Raw genomic sequence first — 23,896 nt, 5'->3', positions numbered from 1 at the left:
TTAAAGGAGGAATGTCCATGAATGGTCCGTTTTACGGAGCGCCTCCAATCGTAAAAGTCCTTCACCGGCATAACCGGTAAGAAGTCCCATACTGACTGGCGGTTTCTCAGTATCCAAATCTTCAATTTGGTTTAAGATCGTATCAATTTCATTCTGATTTGTATCGTTAAGATACCGACTACTCTGGACTTTCCGAATGAAATTGCTGATTGTGGAATCTTCCAAACGGGAAAAAGAGTTTTTAGCCTCCCATTTCCGGCATTGTTCCAACAATCCGTTACAACTCTCATATCCTGATATTCTTTGCAAATCATACAAAAAACAATACACATCTGTTTGTTCTTCAGAAGGAATATCCGCCAGATTTTCTTCAAGCAATCGAACAATGTATCCTAAACACTCTTGTGCCTGGACTGCCGGTTCTTGATAACGCAATCTCGAAATCCAATAACGTCCATATCCGGTTAGTCCGTCATACATACTAAAGTCTTGCCAGGGATCGTACATCACAGCACGAACCATTCTTTGATCAAAATCTTCACAAATATCATCTTCTACAAGTAAAAAATCATTACGGATCAGATAATCAATCCCTACCCCAATGCCTGCTATACCTTTTTCATAATCAGCTGGACTGTTTAGATGTATTTGATTCTGCATCTCTCCAATCAAATCTACAGCATAATCGGCAAACAACATATTTTCGGTATACTGCGCATAATGAAAAAAGAAAATAGCCACCCCCATTTTGCCATGTACCAACCCCGGGGATTCTGTTAATGTACCGTTTAACAAAAGCATGTTGGCAACTTGGGATAACTGTTCTTCCATTGTCATAGACTGATATTGTTGCATATCTTATTTTTTATGTTTGATCAACATGATTACAGGATTATCTTCCTCTCCTAATTTGGATGCAATTTCTTTTAATCGCCCTTTTAAACGTCCTCCCTCGTAATCCTCTACAAGTTTATAAGCTTCTAAGTATTGACAGGATGGGATTTCTCTATTTAAAGGTACCGATTTCAAGAAGGCTTCTTCTTCATCTGTGTAATCACTATTATATACCTTATAACTGAATAGAGCCTTTTCCTGCCTGTCATATACTATATTGGAAAATGGAAACAGTCTCTTTTTTTCAATTATTTCCATAAAATAGTATCTATCAGTAAGTAAGCTCAACAAAAGAAATCGTTCAGGAGCCATAGAACAAATAGGAGGAGTTCTTACAATTAATGGCTTCATCGTGTTATTTGATGAATAACTATATATTGTGTCAGCTGAAATTTCATCCAACACATAATCATCAAAATAAGGAACTATAGGAAAGACAGATGAAGGCATAAATACACTATACATTCCAGTCTTTTCATCTTTAGGAGTCCTCATTACAATTGACTTTTTCTCTTCATAAGGAATTTGAATTTCTTTAGATATACTACCATCTAGTTTTGATATTAGCATAAACGATTGTCCTGTATGGAAAGCAAGAGAGTTATTATTATTAAAAGAATCATGGCAAATTAAATGTTCTTGATCAAAATCATACATATCAAAAAACAAGAAATCCTCACTGGTCGATAACTTTCGTTTAAAATTCCCTTCCAAATCGTAGACTAATATTTTTTTAGCATACATATCATTGACAAACAGTTCATTGTTGTTCTCATCCAATACAACTCGTGATAAAATGTTATATTCTTCCCCTCCTTGTCCTTTTCGATTTATCTTCCTCAAGGCTTTTCCACTACGGTCAAAAATATAAATGTTTCCATCATTGTCATGATTTGTCATAATAACATGATTACGACCCACTGCTAGAACATAGTTTCCACAAACAAATTCATTATTTGTTTCCAATGGAATATATTCTACATCCATAAAATCCTGAAGTACCAGTTTTTTCTGAGGATAACTAGCTGTGACATCAACAGTGATGAAGTTATCTTTATGGATACCAGACCGTTTACATCCCCCACATATTGCTATTATCAAAAGGATAATTATCTGTGCTGAAATTATTCTTTTCATGTTATCTATACTTTTTATGTTTGATCAACATGATTACAGGATTATCTTCCTCTCCCAATTTGGAAGCAATCTCTTTTAATTCTCCTTTTAACCGACCAGCTTTATAATCCTTAACAAGTTCCCAAGCCTCTAAATATTGACAGGATGGAATTTCTCCATTTAAAGGAGTTGATTTCAAGTAGGCTTCTTTATCATTTATGTAATCACTATTATACACTTTATACCTGAATAGAGCCTTTTCCTGATTGTCATATACTAAATCAATAATTGAAAAATCCATCTTTTTTTCAATTGCTTCCATAAAATAGTATTGTTCAGTAAGTAGACTCAGTAGAAGAAATTTTTCAGGATTCATAGATTGAATAGATGGAGTCCTTACAATAAAAGGCTTCATCGTATGGTTTGCGGAATACTTGTACAATGTATCTGCAGAAAGCTCTGTCAGTATATAATTATCAAAATAAGGCATTATAGGATAAACAGATGGAGGCATGTAAACAAAAAAGTTCCCATCTTTATCCCTCGGAGTCCTTACCACAATTGTTTTCTTCTCTTTAAATGGAATTTGAAGCTCTTTGGTAATACCACCATCCAGTTTCGAGATGAACATAAATGACTGACCAGTATAAGATTCAGTAAAATTATTTTCATTTAAGACATCATGACAAATGAAATTGTTTTGGTCAAAATTGTATATTTCACCAAACAAAAAATCTCCTTTTAGCGAGAGCTTTCGTTTAAAATTCCCTTCCAGATCGTACACTAATATTTTTTTCGCATACATATCGTTAACAAACATTTCAGCATTATCTTCATCTAAGATTATCTGTACAAAGCTTGTATATTCTTCACCACCCTGTCCTTTATGGTTTATCTTTTTCAATGCTTTTCCTTTCCGATCGAAGATAAAAATATTTCCATCACGTCCCCCTATCCTGTTTGTCGCAACTATAACATCTTTACCTACAGCTTGGATATTTCCCTGACAAAGAAATTCATCATTTGTTTCCAACGGTATATATTCAACATCCATGAAATCCTGAAGAATCAGTTTTTTATAAGGATAACTAGCCGTAACATCAACTATGATGAAATCATCTGCCAGTTGTTTATTCTCTCCACATCCTGCCGCTATGACCATGAAGAAAATTAAAATTGAATTTAGATTTTTCATAAACAATTGATGTTATGGTTGTACATGACAAAGATTCGGACGACCAATCTCTATTTCATAATTGGAAGGAGATGGACAGTGCCATTGATATAGACAAGTGTCACATGGTTGCTGATTACGTACACGAAGCCATGATTTACCTTCTTCCAATTCTTTAGAGATAACATCGTAGATACTGTGTGTCTTTATATTACCTAATACCGGATGGTTGATGTTGGCATAAATATCACCATCAGGCATAATATTGATTTTTCCAAAATCGTAAATATTCATGGATTGATTTGTAAAGAAATCATTAATAGACATGGACGTTGATAAAATATCTTCTTTAGAAAGAAAAACTTTTTCTTTAAAAAAATCTATATTATCACCTGTATACACTGGTTTTAACTGATATTTTTCAATACTAAATTCTTCTACAAGTACCTTTGCTTGTTGATAGTCATCAGATGACGAGACCTCAAAAATATATTCAAATGGTAAAGTTTGATCAAGCAACATTTGCCTTGAATGATTCCACTGTGACATATCTACAGGAAATCGAACCAATATTGAATACAAAAAATCATTCTCAAAATCTGGTTGTAAAGATATTATATTAGTATATGGAAATATCATATTCTTCAATGAAGAAAGTTGATTCAAAAAAGATAATAATATCTTGTAATTTTCAATATTTTCTAAATATCCTATAATATTAATTGTTGTACTTACCGGTAAGGATTTCAAATATGAAATAAGACTATTTATATCGCTACTATCATCGACATAAATAGTGATTTCAGATAAATATATAAGAATCTTTTTCCCTGATGCAAAACTATGTTTTTTAAATATTTTTTGGGTATCTGAATAATTAAAATAAGGTAATATTTGAACAGGTTTACCCTTAGATAAATCAACATCAATAATATCCCCCATATATTTTTTTAAGAGTTCATTGATAAATCTTTTAATATCTTGTTGTTGATACCTTTCTGAAGTTAATAAAACAACACCACAATTTTCTTTCTGAAGTATTCCATTCAATAATTCAATAACTTCGATTTTATCTGTTTCAATGAATGCGCCATCTAATGTATTATACAATAAAGCACAATTATTAACAATACTAATATGTACATACGGTTCTATTTTGAACCAATAATCTGTCAAACTTTTTTTAGAAATCATACAATTACTACATTTTCTGTTATTGATAAATTATCTTCCGGATACTTTTCAAGAAAAGAGAAAACCCGATGTAGCTTACGATCAAATGTACCTAGATCATGGAAACCTTCACATTTAAACTCTTCTGCATCCAATTTATTCAAATTGCTATTATTCATAACAAACATACAGATATCACAAGACTTATTTGCATAGCACTGCTGACATTTTTCTTTCACATGCTCGTAATAAAAATTGTATTGACGGGTAATTTTCGGAACATCTATCATTACCGTTTCTCCAACTTCTCCCACCGTTAATTTGTGATAGCTAACTTTTTCACATAACGCTAATTTACTGTTTGTAGTCAACATTAATTTTTTCCAAAAAGGCAAACAAGTACTAGTTGGTAGATATTTTTTTTCTCCTGGGAATAAGTCGATTATATTTGAAACATAATAATTTATCGAATAATTTTTTAAAAAATCGGTCAATTCCTTATACTGTAACATTTCCTCATGAGGTAAATGATTAGATTGATCTTTTATATACTCAGCCTCACTTTTTCTTTTATCATGAAACATTTTGTTAAAAAGTTCTTCTTTATTCGGACTCACATCACAGGGATTCAATTCTGCAATTCTTGGGATTTTATGATATCTTGAATAAATGAATTCATAGATATCTTTAACTGAATTTCGATTATGTAATACAGCATTGAAATTTACATGATTTATAAAATATTCAGGGTAATCCCTTTGAAGCATATCTATGTTTTCAATAACCTTTTCGAAAGAGTTTTTTTTATTTCCTCTATAAGAACGATAACTATGATTCACTTCATTCCCATCCAAACTTATAAGTAACTCAAATTCATTATCAACCAAAAAGGGTATATATTTATTTAGTAATGTTGCATTTGTAGTCATAGTGTACCTAATTTCTATTTCTTTTTCTGATTTCAGTAAATTGGCAACTTCAACTATCTGTTTTATAAAATCTCCATTAAAAAGAGGTTCACCACCAAAGAAACTTATATAGAGTTGATTTTTTTTACTTTTGTGTTTTATATCTAAAATATATTTCAGTAAAGTAATGGCATGCTCTGTATTAATTTTTTTTTGATTTCTTACATCAAATCCCTCATAAACATCACCCAATGCACAATACGTACAATTCAAATTGCAAAAGTCTGTTGTTTCAAAAACAATCTGAGGAACCTCAGCCATATTGTTTTTTATCATCGACTCGTTAACTGTACCAAAATTGACCGGTTTAGATTTTGAGAAAAAACCTTGTTTCCTTAAATATTCATATTTTTTCAAATAATAGGGATGAACATCCGGAGATCCTTCATAAGCTTTCCTGAATTCTGGATGTACTAATATCGACAATCTGAATTGATGATCATAGATATATAAATTATCATTTTCTGAGGCATGAATGAGTGTTCGAATCATGATAGATTAGTTAATGTTTATATCCCCAACTACCTCGCTTATAGTTGGGGATATTATTATAAGACTCGTAAGTTATGTAACACAAATCAAGTTTAGGTCCTACCTTATGAGGCATTAATACGCACGTCCTGCACCATTCGTACCTTCCTTAGTGTTCGCATAATCCCAACCTCCACCACAGGCACATTTACAACTACATCCACCTTTTAAAGTGTTTAGTTCACGTTTCTCTAGTTCAGACTTTCTGAATTCGTTCAATTTAAGTTTTCCTAATGTTTTCATTTTCTTTTGTGATATTAAGTTTGACAAAATGATTTAATACTTTTGTCTTCAATCAGTTATAATATCACTAATTGAAGATGTTTATTATAATACTCAGTCACGTCTAGAATCAAATTTAATAATTTAATATGAATTATTTTTTGTGCTGCTCGAACTTGACGAAGTGTTCTCATAATCAGAAGAGCCCGAACAAGAACAATAATTCTTACAACTACATCCTCCACGCAAAGTATTCAGTTCACGTTTCTCCAGTTCAGACTTTCTAAACTCATTCAACTTAATTTTACCTAAAGTTTTCATTTTCTGTAATGGTATTAAGATTAATATGAAACTTTTATATGTAACAAAGTTAACATCTGATTTTAAACCGCAATTAGCCCAATTGAGTCTATTTTAATTTCCCCTACCATTATTATTCAATGCCCTAGGTTATGCTTTGCTTTTTTTTGAAAAAGTATCAATGTTTTTTTGCCCCAGTACCCTGTTTTGGATATATCATGCGAAAATTGCGAGCAAGCTCAATTGCTCCTTGCATGGAGTGTATTTTCAATTTAGAAAACAGAGCCTTTATCTGATTTCGTATAGTGTTATGTCCTTTACATAAGTCATCAGCTATTTCTGCTGAACTTTTTCCTTGTTGAGCAAGCATTAGTATCGCCCTTTCGCGTTCAGTAAGCGACTCTTTTACTTTTTGCTTCCAACGTCTGGTTACGAAATTGTATTCACTGTATGTCAATCCATCTTTATAATGCAGGCACAAATTTCCAACCTCCCCAATAGTTGAACTTTCCACACAACAAATCAAATAACGCAATTCATTATCCGCCCAAATGGGTTTCATCCGATGATAGACCATTTGCGGTAAAGGCCGTGAACTAAAAGAATAGGTACGCTGCAAACGGAATGTACATGAAAAACAATCAATTTCATCCCTTTTTTCCTCAAAAGCCTTGAGGTATTGCAAAATAAGTTCACGCATCTCTATCCACAATGGCAAATCGTCAGAATAGATTACTTCAGAATAAAAATCATATCCTAACCTCAAAACATCCTCCGTAGAGAAACCACATAGAAATAAATCGTCAGGCTTGGCATAGCATATTGATCTTTGCAACACATCCAGCACATAAAAGCTTTCAGATGCAATAGAAGAAAGTTGTTCAAAATATTGATTAATGACAGAAGTCTGTTTCATACTATATTATTGTTCCGGAAATATTAAATTCAAATATTTTTTTTGCATCTCTTGCACTGAATATTTTTCTTCATATGAAGAACGTGATAAACTTTTCATCTTCTCCCGTTTCCGCAAAGGAGCCTTCAATACTTTTATAATCAGATCGGTCAATTCATTTTTCGATTTTTCACTGTCTTTTTCCATATCAAATGTATAACCAAAATCTCCATTTCGCATCATGCCCTTTAATCCGGGTGTTGTCGAAACAACCATAGGTAAACCAAACATCATCATTTCGATAGCGACATAACTACATTGTTCATGCATGGAAGGCATAACACCAATATCTGCTATTTGATAAAAGTCATATAATTGTTCCTTATTTAAACGTCCCGTAAAAGTTATTTTATTCCAATCTGTTCCACACCGACTTAGGCGGGAAGAAAAATCTCCATCCCCAACAACCAGCAATCGGTAATTGCAGTTTCTTTGCAGTAAATCCTTAAAAGACAGAATGAGCGTATCAATCCCTTTTATTACATCTAAGCGTCCGACAAACAAAACAATCTTCTCTTTGGAAGAAAAATGATATTGCTTCCTCAGAAGATTGCGTTCCTCCACCGCCAATATCTTTCTCTCATCTTGCAGACCATTATAAATCAGCATAAGTTTATTACGGGATACACCATATTCTTCAGCCAATAATGAAAGAGTAAACTCGGATAGACAAATAACCTTATCAACAATTTGATACAGTTCTTTATCCCTAAGAAACGAATTATAGACTTCTTGTTCTGAAGAGGGTAAAGTCGAAATATCATTTGAATGAATAATATGCTTAAAACGTGCTACATCCCCGTTTAAACTGAAACACCAGTTTTGATAATGTATTACAAAATAGAAACAACTGCCCGGGAATCCTTCTCTTAAATGATTGATCAAAGAAATATGATGGGAATAATTAAACATAAAAATAAACTTGTCACTGTCAGAACAGCTGCAATTTGAACGTATAAGATAGTAAATATTCCGTTGGTAAAAATTTGTCTTTCCTTCCATAGGAATACAGTATTGCGGAATATTATATAAATCATATCCCTGCATCTCTTTTATTTCAAAATGCTCTACATCCGCACCTATATGAACGACATGTACTGTCAATTCTGATATATCTGTCAGACAAACTGTTATTTGCCGGATATACGTACCAACCCCGTACGTAGATGCCCGACTGCTTTCATCAAAAAGATACACATGTTTTTTCATCCTGCCATCAATTTAAGTCCATAACCTGCATATCCCTTACACAATCCTAATGAAGTTATCCCTATTTCATCCACAGAAGAATAAGTACACTGATTTATGATAGAATATAAATCAAACTCCACATTTATCCCTTTGTCAGAAATCACTTTTTGTAAATCAGATACAAAATCTGTATCGAAATAAGAAAGACCCTCCTGAAAAGACAATCGATAAGAAAGATATACAGAAAAACCGGCTATTCCTCTTTCCAAAGAGTTATTTCTAACTTTCAGTAAGTTAACTTCCATCATTTTCATATCGATATCTTCCAATATATCATTCGGATCCCCGGAAATAAACTGATTTTTTATCAAATACAGTACACCCCATCCGATGCCGGATAATCCATTTTCAAAGTCCGGACCAATATTATCATGGATTTCATTAAATATTTCATCTAACAATTCACCTGCAAATTCTTCATAAACAGGATTCTTTGTATACCGTGCATAGTTGTAAAGGAACAATACTATACCTGTCTTGCCGTGATATAAACTCAAGTCTGTCAAAAAACTTGAATTCATTATCAGATGATTAGCTATCTGTTGCAATAATATACTTTTACTTTTTTCCATATGAAGTCATATATACATTAGTATCAAGTCAATACGTTAATTTTATTTTGTAATCGGCTTTATACAATTCTTTTATTTCCTCTATATGATTCCGGTCTGTCAATCGAAAACCGACAGATGTTTCATTTGCAGACTTCTTCAAAACAGGTACACCATGTTCTTCCAGAAATTGATTCAGTTTATGGATCGGAACAATATAATCCACATCTTCCGGATGATAATAGTCTGACTGTCTGCGAATATGTTCATCCTGAGATAAAGGATTCTTTTTCCCTAACTCAAACCGGACAAACTCCATAAAACGATCAAATGAATTATCTTCAAACAGAGCTAAATACCGAAAATAGAAACGATTTGCTTTCTCCAGGCAAAAGTGTTTGTAGCAAGAGACCAATCGTTCAACAGGATCTCTCCAAACAGCAAATTTGATCATTTTACCAGATTCTTTCTCTTTTTCCTGCATCTTTGAAACCGGACACAAATAGGGACTCGCATCATCATAGCCAACCAGGCTATGAGCGCCACCCTGATTAGGATAAAAACCATAAAGAGATGATGCAAGTACATTCCTCAAATGTGACGATGCATTTTTCGCAATTATCACAAAAGCCATATGATAGCTTTCCATCAAACAAAAATAATTAGCCAGAAAAGGAGTCCTGGCATGCATATCCGATGGTAGATAAACTCTATTTTCATATTTCAGAGCTACATCTTTCCATGTTTGTATATAATGTTTCAATTGATCTTTATACATGCCACAGACTTTGAGAAATTCTTCACGGCTCTCTTCTTCTAGTCTTGAACTATAAAAACGTGAATTTTCATAGCGATAATGAAACAAATGATATAAAGCTCCAGTTACACGCGAAACCGGCAATCCTAATATCTCCATCCGCTTTACACGTTCCAGATCCTCCATTCCCCAACCATAAAAATGTTCATTTTCCCCTCCTGCCTCCAGGTAATAATCTTTATGTACAAGAAAAGCACCACCAACAGAATGAATAAAACAATCAGAATGCTCTTTTCCTTTCAGAAATTCGATCAAACGGTTGTCGCGAAAAACAAAACTGTCCTCCATTGAACATAAATTGAAACGTCCGTCATAAGGGAAACTCATCACCGCTTTCCTATTCCGAATATCGGCTATAGAAGAATCTATTTGATCATCCGGTACTATTACGTCAGTATCCCATATACCGACAATCGAAGTATCAGCTTCGCGCAATAATTCATTCAGGTATTTTGTCCGGTAAAAAATGGAGTTATCATCTTTCACAAAGCGATATGTCACATTCGGGTAATTTCCAGGCACTTTATATTTGGAATCCTTATCGGCTTCCAGTACTATTATTTTACTCTGTTTACGTTTTGATAACTGATCTAAAACCACGTCAAGGTTTTCCTTCCGTTCGGACGAATCGATGCGGACCGGAATTACGAACGTAACAATATCATCTAACGATTCATCTATTTCATTACAGTTTATACAGGTAATTTCTTTCTCCCCCAATAAGCATTTTGTCCTCTCAGGAAAGATACCCAAAGCATCTATTCTCCGAAGATCTTTCAATAAACTGTCATCTATTATTTCAATCTCTTCCAGACGATCCAGAAACTGGATTAAGTTTTGTTTATTAACCAGAGTGACCGTACTCTCTTCCTGAACATCTACCCGAAGTGTCAAATAATGTATCCAACCATACAAAGAATCTTTTTGTTCTTCATTCCAATTTATACTAAGAGTTGACAAACGCGTATCCAATTCCGTCAATATCTCATTTTCTTCACCTTTAGCAAATTTGTTACGCAAAATATATATAAGACCACATCCCAAGCTACAATAACTACATTCCTGCCCTAAAGATGGAACGATTTCCACATCATTTTCCAATAATTGCTCTAATAACTCATCGGCTTGTTTTTCGTAAATTACATCTCCGGTATGACTCGCATAAGTATACAATGCTATAATTCGCCCAATCTCCGGAATACCGACAGTCCACTCGTCCGGCATTTGCTGATTAGTGTTCTTATATCGGTTTATAAACTCAATCTGATATTTACGGCGTACATCATACGCATATGCTTTCTGTTCATCTCTATGCAACTGGGAAATCTGAGACGCATGCCAACGGCACATCATCAATATACCCGGCAAATTTTCTACCTTCCCCGATAATGCCAGCCGTGACATAAGATCATAATCTGAAGAATAGACATATTTTTCATCATATCCGTCACACTTTCTCATCACATTAGTCCTTATCATCAATGAAGAGTGCAAAAAAGTATTATTCTGAAGCAAATCGATCATCAATTGTTCATGTGAAGAAGGTAAAGGCCTTTTCATTTCCGGCTTCGAGAAAACAAAATTTGTTCCTATTCCCAAAATATCCGGATGAGTTTCCAGATACTTATATTGGAGTTCAAACCTTTGGAGATAAGCTACATCATCTGCATCCATGACACAAATATATTTCCCAACAGCGATTTCCAATCCTTTATTACGGGAAGGATAGTTTCCCATATTATACTCATTACAAATCAGAACAATACGTTCATCTGCATAAGATTGAATAATAGCCAATGAATTATCAGTAGAGGCATCATCTATAATAATAAACTCAAAACGACCAAAGGTCTGATGCAGTATACTATCAATTGCTTCATGAAGATATTTCTCTTCGTTAAAGACAGGCATTATGACGGATATATCGATCATGGTATTTATAAGTTTACATTATTATAAAAGTTTTATCCAACTAACTTTTGACTCAGGCGACAACCTCATAAGTTCCTTCCCTGCCATTCCCATCAAGCCTGGTGTTTCTCCTAATTTTATTGCAGAGTATCGTTCCTGATTGATCTTAGCAGCCTTTTGCATCAAAGCATCTCCCGCATATTCTGAAAAGAATAAGTAATAACCTAATAATTTATTTACTTGCAGGGGATATAGCTTCAGAAATGATAATTCATATAATTCAGATATAATATCTTCATTATTAAGCAAAGAGGCCAGCCGCTTATTTTTCAACAAATTCAGCAAATAAAACAAATTCAATTTATTCTTTTTTGTCCGTTCATTTTTCGGATCAATATATTTTCCCGATAAGCGAAACCGATAATAACGTACCAACCCTAAAAGATTACTTTCCCAATCAACCCCATTATGTTCCTGCGCCAGAATATCATCAAACAATAAATCAAAATCACAGAGTATCTCATTGATGTCTCCACTAATGAAGTCATTTTGATACAAATATTCTATAGCGTTACCTATACCGGATAATCCATTCGCATAGTCTATAGATGTCTGTAAATTCACCTGAGAAAAAATCTCCGAGATCAGGTTTATTGCTATATTTTCATAAAATCCATCCTGACGAATAAATGCATAATGGAACAAGAAAACAACAACCCCCATTTTCCCATAAAAAAGTCCGTCTTGCTCTATCGATATTTTATTTTTCTCCAAACTCCAGACAAAATCATTCTTTACATAGCCTTTCGGATATATGGAAATCCATTCGTCCGGATGGATTTCCGGAGTGAGCATTGTATTAAAACAGCGATAAGGTGCTATAACTATTTTATCTCTACTCCCATTTAACCAAGCCCCCCACCAGCTAAATGTACTATTGGCTATAATATTATGACGGCACAAAGACATTAAATACATATCTTGCCAACTATCGTCTCCGTGATTCCAGTCGACAACAACGCAATTCTCCAAATGCAAATTCGATTTCACCCAATCAGGATCATCACTAAAACAATAAAGAGGTAAATTATTACCTGCATGGTTGCGGATCATAATTAAAGCCTCCCTATAATAATCGACCGTACAAATATTGATAAACATATCTGCATGAGATGAGTCCAGATAATCACCACGCCGGACATGAAGAGCAATAGCTTTCTGCAATTTCAATTTTTCCGCTAACTGCCTGGTTGGCCCGTTTAACAGATTGCTGTTAAAGGAAAATGCTTTTCGAACTTTAGGTTTAACATTATCAAAAGAAGTTTCAGTCTGCCAATATCCTATACAAATCGTAACTAAAAAACCATCTAATGAAATAGAAGGTCTACATGCAAAATCTTTCTCCCACACATACTGTATCAAAGATGGAGGCAAAGATTTTATATGAGTCATTAACTCTTCCGATGCAAAATCAGAGGCAGGGATATTAAAAATATTCTCCAATTCGTAAAAATAACCCGTTTTACCCGGAGCATCTTTGTCCCTATACAAGAACCCTTCATGCTCCGGATACTTTGATCGCATACTCAACAATAACGCATAGTCAAACATCAGGTTTCCCAAACGTCCCTGCATCATAATGATAAAAGTCGGCTTCAGATTGGATGCATTTTGTGGCATATTCTCTAATGTGTTCCACTACATAGCAAAATCTCCCACCAAATAACCGTATTCATGATTTAAACGAACCTGATACGTTCCGGTTATCTCACCCAACGTAAAGCGAACTGTTTCTCCGGAAGAGATGGTTACACTTTCTTTAAGAATCACATTCCCGTCGGCACTAACCACCTCTATCGTTAAATCTGATATAGCATCTGGACAATAGACTGATAAAACAGAGCCGTTCACAGACACTTCCGGTGTTTTAGGAAAAATTGTTCGAATAATATTATCCCCCCATCTTCCCTCCACATGAATGCGCTTTCCTAACGCAATTTGGGGAAATATGCCCATCATTAGAATAGTTAAAATTAAAATACAATAGTTTTTCATGGCAATAACTTTTAAATATGTTTGCCCAAAAGTAGAAGTTACAAAAGATACTACCAAGATTACACTGTAACAAAAATGTAACAACGTATAAACATCTAATAAACAAAGATATACAAGAAGTTACAAAGACAGAATATACTCATCAAAATCCTGCGCTGTCCCCTGTTTTTGTGTCAATTTCACATATAATCTTTTTCTTTTAAGAGATATTGCCTGACTGGTCCTAAGCAATAAAGCTGCCATACGGGTAACCGAAATACCCAATTTTGTCAAGCAGCATATTTGTAAGTCCATTTCCGAAATTCCGGGATACATCATTTTTATCTTATATGTAAAATTTAAATACAACACATGATCAATCCATTTAACTACCTCCGGCCAGCGTTCGTTGTCCAAAATCTCCCATTTTGTATGCAATCCTTGGTACAAATCAGATGCAAAAAATATTTTACCACGATCTATGCCAGCAATAGGGGAGGAAGCGCGTTCGAGCATTTTTTCATTGATAACTCCCTGCACCATATCTAACTGTATTTTCAAGTCGTCTGCCATTTCTGTTTTTTGTCCTAATTCTGCTATTGCCGCATTTCGTTCCGCCAGATATTGCAGGCTTTCTCTATATTTCTGTTCCTGACGACGCAATGATTGATTCAGTTGTTCTTCTTTTTTCTTCTTTTCTTTAAACAAATAAAAAACGATACAAACTGTCACCAACAAAAATAAAGCGCCTCCCCCAAAAAGTCCATACAAATAATTCGTTTTACGGTTTGCTTCCTGTCTATAGTATTCCTTCTTTTTTTCGATAAGTTGATAATCATATATACTCTGTAGCCGGGCTACAGTCTCCATATATGTCTGCCTATCTATTGAATCGCGAAATGTATCATATTGTTCCTGAAAAATAGCATAAGCGTTTAAATTTCCCCTAGACTTTTCCAACTGTGACAAGGAGTAATATGTATCTCTCAATGTATACGTATTGGTACTTTTTTGACAAAAAGATAAATAATAGTAAGCTGAATCCATTTTCCCAGATTTCAGATATAAATCTCCTAAAGTCAGACTCACTAGACAAGAATCATCAGCCGTCTTAATTTGTGAATAAGCTTTCCAAGCATAAGACAAGCCATTATTATAATCACCTACTCGTCCATAGACATCTGCCAATTCATTAAATATATAGAATTTATGCGATGCAAAACTACATGATAAGGCTTTTGAATAATAAGTTATTGCACTATCTAACTGATTCTCTTGCACATTAATACGAGCAATATTTCTATAAGTCATAGATAAACTAATACTATCTTCAGCCTGCATAAAATAGTCTGCAGCCTCTTTTTGGACATCCAAAGCTGGTCGATAAAGCCCCTGAAAAGTATATAAAGTACCCAAATTAGCACATAAACGCCCCAACAAAGAATATTCTTTCAAATCTTTTCCCACTTCATAAGCTTTCAAATAATACGTTTGGGTCTGAAGTACATCGTCTAAATCCTGGAAAACCCTGCCACAATAATAATAGGCCTGCATCTTCCGATTCTTCAAGTTTGTCTTTTCATAATATTTGACTGCGATTTGTATCAATGAATCGGATGTATGTTCTATTCGATTTTTATCTTGTGCCTGTGTATATAACAAACACCAAAGAGCATTTTGCTCCTTTGACATATCTTCCCGATGTGTTATACTATCTAAAAGTAATAAGGCACTATCGGGTCTTTCATTCATATATCCCTCTGCCTCTTTCAATAAAGGGGAGATATTTGTATTTCTGCTACAAGCTACCAAACAGAACAGCAGCAGAAGATTTAGTATTAGCTTAAGTCTATTTGCCATACACAACTGTTTTACAGAATGCAATATAGAACTTTATTTTCAAAAGATCAAAAGAAATTAATACATTCATGAAGACATTGGTTATGTCCAAATGCATGTAAGACCTGATCTATATGGCTAATCAATAGACTGATAATAGTTTTTCAGGATAATAACATCCTAAAAAATCCCCCCAATTAAGCTACAAAACCAACTATACTCATCAAGATCTTGTACTCTTCGTCCATAATTAACTATACCAAGAACCATAAAAATAGTGGATTGCCACAGCATCTTGTAACTTTCGTTTCAATTCTTCATCCGACATATACCCTTTAATACAAAGGGCTACCTCATTTTTCGTCAATGGCGAAATGACAGAAGCTGGTAATAACCTGACCTTTTCCTTGAAATCGTAATTGTCATATACCCGGGTCAACATATAGGGACCGGTCGTCTCCAGTACATAATTAAACTTATCGTTCATGTCATACTGAGCCGGATCATCCGACAATAAATGTTCCAATATTACTTTAAAGAGAGGATGCTTGGTCTCTACAGCCATAAAAGCGTTGGTCACAATATGGGATTTATTGAATATACGGGCATGTTCTTCCGGGTCGGATGCCAAACAACAAGACTCATTCTCCAACAAACCATCCAACGGTTCTATACATTCATAATCCAAATCCGCATAAACTCCCCCATATTCATACAATATCAAATAACGAATCATATCCCAACGCTGGACAGCATATCGGTAAGATTCATACACGTCCACATATTCGGAATGTGTACGCATAAAGGAATCTATCTTATCTCCATCCCAAAAGACATACGTCCAATCAGGATGTTGTTCTTTCCATGTTTGGGACACATCTAATAGAAAATTAGGAGGAGGCCCATCTTTACCCTCCCAGACTTGGTGTATAATTTTAGGTATTAGCATATTTTGTTATATTAGTTTTTAATTTCAGCAAACATAATGATAGGGTTATCCTCTTCGTCTGATTGTTCAACCAAAGACTTTAGTTCTCCTGACAATTTGCCCTGTTTCAAACGCTTTTTCAATTCAGGCATTTCCAAAATATCAAATACCAAATTATCCCGATTCGTACCCCAAGCCAGAACATAATCATCCAGATCCCGGTTACGGATCTTTACCCTTGAACATTCCCCAGATTCTTTATCCACCCAATAGGTAAAATTTGACATTGGAATATCATTAATCAATACACTGGCAAACCGGGAGGATTCAAATTGCAGATACGGGACCGTTTTCACTTTATCCTCATCCGTCTTCAAAGGACTTTGGATGTATATAGGATCCACCATATTATTTTTTGTATCATAAGCATATATGGTATCACTTGTCGATACACATAAATAAATACGGTCTCCTAATTTATTGATCCTAGAAAAGGCTCCGATATTCACCATCAAGTTTTGGGTATTCGCCAGTATTCTCTTTTCCAACAAGACACGGCCAACTTTTCCATCTCGCAAAGAAATCGTAAAAGCCCGAATGTCATTCGTGATATCATTCGTCGAACAAACAGCCAGAGAATCGTTCAAAACATAAAAGCGATCAAATCTTTCTTCACACCTTACACTTCTCAGATACTTCCCTCCATAAGTATAGACCGAGATTCTTTGCTGCGCCACATCTAACAAAAACAACTCTTGCGTCTCTTCATTTACGGAAAAAATACCACCTAAGGTAAACTCGAAGGGAGCTGCTCCACGTTTTCCTATATTATTCAGGAAAGTACCGTCCAAACCGAATCTGTAAATATTTTCTCCAAAAGAGAGAAACAAATCTTTGTCGGTTAAGAAAATACCGGAAAAACCCCATTTACGCGGAATAAGGCTCTTTGTTTCCGTCCCTAATTTCAAATAGGAGACTTTGGCTATATCGTTAATCTCAATTTCACGTTCGTTTTTATTCGACTTATCGATTAAAAAAGGATAAGAGATTTCCGCTTGAACCTCTACACTATCACATGCAGTCTCCTCCACTGACGCTTTTCTATTTCCACAAGAGAATAGCAGAAAAGAAAAAACGATTAAACATAGGCAATTTACAATCCGATTTAATAAAAATCCATTACTCTGTTCCATAAAATCCAATTTTATATAATTATCTTAATTCCAACAGACTGATATCAGACTCACTCATCACACTATCTATCAACTACTTAAATACAATATCACCTCTTTCCAGTAAACCCGATATTAATTCGTGCATAAAAGGGAACAAGGTATTCGATGAAAAAAAACCTTCTTCTCCTAATTCATCCAAAGCAGGCAGAAAACGATTCATCAAAACCGGATAATATTTACTATCCTCTTTTACTAATGAGATGAAATATTCTACCATTTCTAATCTTATACGCCCAGCTGCCTCTTCTGATTCTGCTAAATACTTAATACTTGTCTGTTCCGGATAAGTTCTATATAAAGTGAATACTTCTGGAATATTGGCTATTTCTCCTATTTGAGCAATATCCGACCATAATTTATAATCAGCAGCAAAAGAATAACCATACGAATACCTCAAGTTATGTTCAATCAGCACATCTCGCCGGATAAATCCGGTTGGATTCATCATGGGACAATGAATGATCATTGTTTTTATAATATCCAAATGAGTTAACGGTGCTTTCATTAATCGGGAATACATTCCAAAAGAATACATATATCCACCACATACGACAATATTGGGATTATCTTCCATATATTCATATTGCACTTTCAACCTATGGGGCAACATAAGATCATCATGGTCTAATAAAGCAATATATTTTCCTTTGGCTATATCAATTCCATGGTTAAGAGTTTTAATAAAATCATGTGTACATGATACATATTTTACACGAATGTCTGTATAGCTTTTTATGATCTCAGAACTTTTATCAGCAGAACCATCATCCAATAACAAAATTTCAAAATCCACCAAAGTTTGCCCCAGAACACTATCGACAGTCTCCCTTATAAATTTCTCTGAATTATAAACAGGTATTAATACAGATACTAGTGTCTTGCTTTTATCGCTTACAAGCATTAAGAATTATTTTTCCGCAATTTATATAAATTCTCCATATAATGAACCTCTATAGCGCAGTAATTCCTTTCTATAGGAGAGAATATCATTAATATATACTATCTCCGGTACAATTCCTTCCATTCCGTATTATATTTGTATTCGTACGTTTTTGCGTTTGATATATATCAAACGAATAAAACACATATATGCTTCTTTCGTTTGATGATTGATTTCCTTTCGTTCAATGATTATTGAATGAATGGGTGTATGGGATGAAAATTTGTTTTGGCTGGTATTCATTTAAAACAAGATAGTAATGAGTTTAAAATTCGGATGGTACAAAACACCGGTCCCGGGAGACAGGGAAGACAAGGAGATTCCGCATGCACGGATCATTTCACAGGGTACGCTCGACACAAAGTACATGTGCAAGATGATCTCGATGTCGAGTACGATCTCGTCGGCAGACGTAAAAGGGGTATTGGAAGCGCTTAACTACTGGATGGGGTTTCACCTGGCGGAAGGGAATAGTATCGAACTGGACGGACTGGGATATTTCACCCCCACGCTGAAAAGCCGGACAGTAACGGATGAAAACGGCAAAACCAAAGTCATCGCAGAAGCTGACACCGTTAGTTTCCGTTGCGCAACCTCCCTGAAAGAACAGGTAAGGGAAGCCGGACTGGAACTGGTGAAAAAAGCGAAAACAGAAAAACTCACACAGGAACAACGGCTGGAGAATATTATGAAAGAGGTGAATAAAAACAAATGTATCAACTGTAGTACCTGCGTGCAGATAAATCATTACAGCCGGTTCATGGCTCTGAAAGACCTGAAACAACTGATAGACAGCAACAAGCTGGTTCAGATCGGCGGAGGGAAACAAACGATGTATATTCGGTCATTGTAAATCCAAAATTTCGCGGCGGCGAAAATAACCGCCGCGAAATTTCAGATTCAAGCCAAATCACTTTTGCCATATACATATTCTTTTCAGCAAATATAATTATTTAATTCGAATTATTCGATTCAAATAATACAGATTTAACCGTTTCACAAGGACATACCGCCATTTTGTCGCCGTAAAATTTGTTATTCTATATCCTTTCTTTTACCTTTGTAACAGCCGTTAATGTAATAGCCATTAAATTAACAGGGATTAAATTAAGACACGCATGAAATTTTACGATCGAAAAAAAGAGTTAAAGCTACTACAGGACATCAATGAGCAATCACGTAACAGTGCTTGTTTTACAGTGATGGTTGGACGCCGCCGTATCGGCAAAACGGCTTTACTGCTCGAAAGCGTAAGGGGAGAGAAGTTTCTGTACCTCTTTGTTTCCCGCAAAAGTGAAGTACTTTTATGCGAACAGTTCCAACAGGACATCAAAGAAAGCCTGGAGCTGGATATATTCGGTCGGGTGGACAACTTCCGTACCTTATTCGAGCAATTGATGATTTACGCTACAAAAACTCATTTCACACTGATTATCGATGAATTCCAGGAGTTTGACAATATAAACAGCTCCATTTTCAGCGATATCCAGAATATATGGGATAGATATAAGGAAGAAGCTAAGGTAAACTTCATAGCTTGCGGATCTATTTATTCCATGATGAAAAAGATTTTTGAAAACAATAAAGAACCGTTGTTCGGACGCCTGACATCTAAAATTATACTAAAACCATTCAATGTTTCTACGATAAAAGAGATACTAAAAGATTACAATCCGGGATATACGCCCGAAGATCTGCTGGCTTTTTATCTCATAACAGGAGGGGTAGCTAAGTATGTTGCCTTACTGATGGAAGCAGGTGCTACCACATTCAACAAAATGATTCACTATACGGTGCGGCCTGATTCTCCGTTCCTGTCAGAAGGACGCGATCTGCTTATTTCTGAATTCGGACGTGAATATGCAACCTATTTTTCCATCTTGCAATTAATAGCTTCAGGTAAGACAGCGCAAAACGAGGTAGATTCGATTATAGGAAAAAACACAGGGGCTTATTTAGCTAATCTTGAAAAAGAATATTCCCTGATAAACAGAAATAAACCGATGTTTTCAAAACCGGAAAGCAGAAACAGCCGCTGGTGCCTGAATGATAATTATCTAATGTTTTGGTTCCGTTTTATATTCCCAAACCTGTCTATGATTGAACTGGGAAAAAATGATATGCTTGAAAAATTCATCTTAAAAAACTATGAACAGTACAGCGGATATATCCTGGAACGCTATTTCAGAGACAGGATTGCTGAAAGCGAAGATATTACGGACATCGGCAATTATTGGGACAACAAAGGAGAGAATGAAATCGATCTTATCGCCCTCAACCGTTTTGAAGGGAAGGCATTGATAGCTGAAGTTAAGCGAAATCCAAATAAGATCAATATAGCTCGCCTATATGAGAAAGTTGCCTCCATAAAAAAACAATTATCGCATTACACATTGGAAATAAAAGGCTTGTCAATGCAGGACATGTAAATTGTCAAACAAAAACATTGAATAAACTAAACCTCCGTCGATATGATTCTACTCTCGAACATAGATTTCACCCTTCCACTGGCTGATCCGGTATTGAAGTTTTTACTGATACTGTTGATCATCCTGGCGGCTCCGCTCCTGTTGAACAAACTCAAAGTTCCGCACCTGCTGGGACTGATCATTGCCGGAGCTATCATCGGACCGAACGGTTTTAACCTTGTCCTGCGTGACAGCAGCATCATTCTTTCCGGTACGGCCGGTTTACTTTACATCATGTTCCTGGCAGGACTGGAGATAGATATGGGGGACTTCAAGAAGAATAGCGGAAAAAGTCTTGTCTTCGGAATGTATACTTTCCTTATACCCATGATATTGGGGACGGCGGTGGGACTATGGGTTCTCAATTTCAGCATGGAAACCTCCGTATTGCTTGCCAGTATGTTCGCCTCGCATACATTGATCGCTTATCCGATTATCAGCAAGCTGGGGATCAGCAAAAATAACGCGGTCAGTATTACTGTCGGGGGAACCATGATCACGGATACACTGGCGTTATTGGTATTGACCATTATTGTCGGAATGGCAACAGGGAATGCCGACGACGCTTTCTGGATACGTTTAGGGGTTTCCATCGTTATATTCGCTCTGATAGTCCTGCTGGTATTTCCTTTTATCGGACGGTGGTTCTTCAAACGGGTACATGATAATATCTCACAATATATTTTCGTGCTGTCGATGGTCTTTTTCGGAGCATTCCTTGCCCAATTGGCCGGGATGGAAGCGATCATCGGCTCTTTCCTTGCCGGGCTGGCACTGAACAGGCTGATACCGCAAAGTTCACCGCTGATGAACCGTGTCGAGTTTGTCGGGAATGCCATTTTCATTCCGTTCTTTCTGCTGAGCGTCGGCATGCTGATCGATTACAGGGCTTTCTTTACCAGTTTCGAGACGATTAAGGTCGGCATAGTGATGATCGTTGTCGCTACGGCAGCCAAATACGCCGCTGCCTGGCTGACGCAAAAGACATTCCGGCTGTCGGTCGATCAGCGAAGCGTCATTTTCGGATTAAGCAATGCACAGGCGGCAGCAACTCTCGCGGCTGTCATGGTCGGATACAATGTGATCCTGGGAACGGATGCCAACGGGGAACCGATACGCCTCCTGAACGAAAGTGTTCTGAACGGGACGATCCTGATGATCCTGGTGACTTGTGCAATAGCCTCTTTCTCTGCACAAAAAGGGGCACATAATATTGCCATGAAGGAATCCGAAGAAGAAACAGAAGAGAATGAAACGAAGGATGAACATATCCTGATCCCTGTCAGCAATGAAGAGACGGTAGAAGAACTGGTCAACCTCAGCCTTGCCATTAAATCGAAAACAAATACCAGCGGCCTGTACGCCCTGAAAGTCATTGACAACCAGAACTCGGACGATAAGACACAGAAATCATCCAAACGGGTATTGCAAACGGCTGTCGATACGGCAGCAGCCACCGATACACGCCTGAAAGGACTGCTTCGCTACGACCTGAGCATTTCCAATGCGATCACCAGTGTCGTGAAGGAACGGGAGATAACCGACCTGGTTCTCGGACTTCACAAGGAAAAAGATATTCCGGCTGCATTCCTGGGGAATATCGTTGAAAACGTATTACAGCATAGCAGCGTTACCACCTTTATCTACAAGCCCGTACAACCGTTAGCAACCATCAAACGCCATCTGATCATCCTGCCTGATCAGGCCGAAAAAGAGATCGGCTTCCTGGCGATCATGAACCGGGTATGGAACGTATTGCAAAATGCCGGAGCCAAAGTTGTATTCTATGGCTCGGAGGATACGCTGAAAGCAATAAAAAAAGTATTTGCCAAAAGAGCCGGAGAAATATCATACGTGAACTTCAGCGACTGGGATGATTTTCTGATCGTATTCCGGGATGTAAAAGCCGACGACAGCATGTGGGTAATCTTCAGCCGGAAAGAAGGCTTATCTTACGACCCCGTCATGCCACGGATCCCCGGATATCTGAACAAGTATTTTCAGGGTAACAGCTTTGTTCTTATTTATCCTATACAAGCCGGAATCGACGAAGGAACCAGGTACCTGACCTAATAAGAAAGATATTGTAAGAAAAACTATAAACGGAAGAACCAGAGCCCTTGTTCTTGCAGAACTCATGCACATTAAACAGTGCAAATGTAACGTTTTTTATTCACAAGTGTATCTTTTTTATAAAAAAATCACATACATGTTATACAACAGCAAAAAAACGCGCCTTTTTAACATAAATACCCCTAATCCGAGCCTCCCCTTTTAACATTAAGAAAATATTTGTAATAATTAATCCCTCAAATACCATAGTTCTGCAAGAACGAAGATACGTCAGTACTCTTCTTGTAAAACCCAACGTAAACAATCCGGCAATTAGATTGCAACGGATAACCATAAGGCGGGTAAGATTTTACCTTTTCGGATCTAAAATATTATCGTTCAAAAAGAGTGTTATGTTTAAATTAACAAATTAAAAACACAAACAGAAACTCAATTTTTTATTCCTGTAACAATCCTAATTTATCACGATCGGATATGGACAGCAGCTAAAAAAATAAAGGAGTGCGCAGAGAAGAT

General features: G+C 35.9%; 20 protein-coding genes. 3 read left to right on the top strand and 17 right to left on the bottom strand.

What is annotated here, in order from left to right; all coding sequences use genetic code 11:
* The 17 genes from IEY67_RS21525 to IEY67_RS21445 form a co-directional block, all read right to left on the bottom strand.
* A complete protein-coding gene (locus IEY67_RS21525; RefSeq protein ID WP_183672344.1) occupies nucleotides 1-855 on the bottom strand; it encodes a glycoside hydrolase family protein in 855 nt (284 codons plus the stop codon).
* 3 nt (nucleotides 856-858) lie between these two features.
* The gene (locus IEY67_RS21520) at nucleotides 859-2,031 is read right to left on the bottom strand and encodes a DUF4934 domain-containing protein (RefSeq protein ID WP_183672343.1); all 1,173 of its coding nucleotides are present in this window, start codon (nucleotides 2,029-2,031) and stop codon (nucleotides 859-861) included.
* 1 nt (nucleotide 2,032) lies between these two features.
* On the bottom strand, nucleotides 2,033-3,205 hold the full coding sequence (locus IEY67_RS21515; protein WP_122375411.1) for a DUF4934 domain-containing protein: 1,173 nt from the start codon (nucleotides 3,203-3,205) through the stop codon (nucleotides 2,033-2,035).
* Between the two features lie 12 nt (nucleotides 3,206-3,217).
* Nucleotides 3,218-4,378: a TIGR04150 pseudo-rSAM protein gene (locus IEY67_RS21510; protein ID WP_183672342.1), complete on the bottom strand. Its 1,161-nt coding sequence runs from the start codon at nucleotides 4,376-4,378 to the stop codon at nucleotides 3,218-3,220.
* Nucleotides 4,375-5,817, bottom strand: a complete 1,443-nt coding sequence (locus IEY67_RS21505) for a radical SAM peptide maturase (RefSeq protein ID WP_122375413.1) — start codon at nucleotides 5,815-5,817, stop codon at nucleotides 4,375-4,377. The genes IEY67_RS21510 and IEY67_RS21505 overlap by 4 nt, the downstream gene beginning before the upstream one ends.
* A gap of 114 nt (nucleotides 5,818-5,931) precedes the next feature.
* Entirely contained in the window at nucleotides 5,932-6,099 is a 168-nt protein-coding gene (locus IEY67_RS21500) for a TIGR04149 family rSAM-modified RiPP (RefSeq protein ID WP_221267838.1), read from the bottom strand.
* A gap of 123 nt (nucleotides 6,100-6,222) precedes the next feature.
* A complete protein-coding gene (locus IEY67_RS25470) occupies nucleotides 6,223-6,399 on the bottom strand; it encodes a TIGR04149 family rSAM-modified RiPP (protein WP_122375414.1) in 177 nt (58 codons plus the stop codon).
* Nucleotides 6,400-6,556: 157 nt separating this feature from the next.
* Nucleotides 6,557-7,294, bottom strand: a complete 738-nt coding sequence (locus IEY67_RS21490) for a helix-turn-helix transcriptional regulator (protein ID WP_122375415.1) — start codon at nucleotides 7,292-7,294, stop codon at nucleotides 6,557-6,559.
* Nucleotides 7,295-7,300: 6 nt separating this feature from the next.
* Nucleotides 7,301-8,542 carry a TIGR04157 family glycosyltransferase gene (locus IEY67_RS21485; protein ID WP_183672341.1) on the bottom strand — a complete coding sequence of 414 codons (1,242 nt, stop codon included), beginning with the start codon at nucleotides 8,540-8,542 and terminating at the stop codon, nucleotides 7,301-7,303.
* Nucleotides 8,539-9,156 carry a lanthionine synthetase LanC family protein gene (locus IEY67_RS21480; RefSeq protein WP_122375417.1) on the bottom strand — a complete coding sequence of 206 codons (618 nt, stop codon included), beginning with the start codon at nucleotides 9,154-9,156 and terminating at the stop codon, nucleotides 8,539-8,541. The genes IEY67_RS21485 and IEY67_RS21480 overlap by 4 nt, the downstream gene beginning before the upstream one ends.
* Nucleotides 9,157-9,184: 28 nt before the next feature.
* The gene (locus IEY67_RS21475) at nucleotides 9,185-11,884 is read right to left on the bottom strand and encodes a glycosyltransferase (RefSeq protein ID WP_229801163.1); all 2,700 of its coding nucleotides are present in this window, start codon (nucleotides 11,882-11,884) and stop codon (nucleotides 9,185-9,187) included.
* A 21-nt stretch (nucleotides 11,885-11,905) separates the two neighbouring features.
* Entirely contained in the window at nucleotides 11,906-13,474 is a 1,569-nt protein-coding gene (locus IEY67_RS21470; protein ID WP_183672340.1) for an alpha-1,2-fucosyltransferase, read from the bottom strand.
* 87 nt (nucleotides 13,475-13,561) lie between these two features.
* Nucleotides 13,562-13,918, bottom strand: coding sequence for a DUF3244 domain-containing protein (locus IEY67_RS21465; protein ID WP_183672339.1), 357 nt, complete (start codon nucleotides 13,916-13,918; stop codon nucleotides 13,562-13,564).
* Between the two features lie 120 nt (nucleotides 13,919-14,038).
* On the bottom strand, nucleotides 14,039-15,757 hold the full coding sequence (locus IEY67_RS21460; protein ID WP_183672338.1) for a tetratricopeptide repeat protein: 1,719 nt from the start codon (nucleotides 15,755-15,757) through the stop codon (nucleotides 14,039-14,041).
* A 229-nt stretch (nucleotides 15,758-15,986) separates the two neighbouring features.
* Nucleotides 15,987-16,685 carry a glycosyltransferase family 32 protein gene (locus tag IEY67_RS21455; protein WP_183672337.1) on the bottom strand — a complete coding sequence of 233 codons (699 nt, stop codon included), beginning with the start codon at nucleotides 16,683-16,685 and terminating at the stop codon, nucleotides 15,987-15,989.
* 11 nt (nucleotides 16,686-16,696) lie between these two features.
* A complete protein-coding gene (locus IEY67_RS21450; protein ID WP_229801167.1) occupies nucleotides 16,697-17,857 on the bottom strand; it encodes a DUF4934 domain-containing protein in 1,161 nt (386 codons plus the stop codon).
* A 73-nt stretch (nucleotides 17,858-17,930) separates the two neighbouring features.
* Nucleotides 17,931-18,800, bottom strand: a complete 870-nt coding sequence (locus IEY67_RS21445) for a glycosyltransferase family 2 protein (RefSeq protein ID WP_122375423.1) — start codon at nucleotides 18,798-18,800, stop codon at nucleotides 17,931-17,933.
* A gap of 298 nt (nucleotides 18,801-19,098) precedes the next feature.
* On the opposite strand from IEY67_RS21445, the gene IEY67_RS21440 reads away from it, so the two are divergent.
* From IEY67_RS21440 to IEY67_RS21430, 3 genes are all read left to right on the top strand, one after another.
* A complete protein-coding gene (locus tag IEY67_RS21440) occupies nucleotides 19,099-19,692 on the top strand; it encodes an HU family DNA-binding protein (RefSeq protein WP_183672335.1) in 594 nt (197 codons plus the stop codon).
* A gap of 265 nt (nucleotides 19,693-19,957) precedes the next feature.
* On the top strand, nucleotides 19,958-21,268 hold the full coding sequence (locus IEY67_RS21435) for an ATP-binding protein (RefSeq protein WP_183672334.1): 1,311 nt from the start codon (nucleotides 19,958-19,960) through the stop codon (nucleotides 21,266-21,268).
* 42 nt (nucleotides 21,269-21,310) lie between these two features.
* Nucleotides 21,311-23,380, top strand: coding sequence for a cation:proton antiporter (locus IEY67_RS21430; protein ID WP_183672333.1), 2,070 nt, complete (start codon nucleotides 21,311-21,313; stop codon nucleotides 23,378-23,380).
* Nucleotides 23,381-23,896 lie beyond the last annotated feature (516 nt).

This window comes from Parabacteroides faecis (assembly GCF_014647375.1).
In the GTDB taxonomy this organism is placed as follows: domain Bacteria; phylum Bacteroidota; class Bacteroidia; order Bacteroidales; family Tannerellaceae; genus Parabacteroides; species Parabacteroides faecis.
Note: the sequence above shows the minus strand (reverse complement) of the source record. Positions and strands in the feature narration are given on the sequence as shown.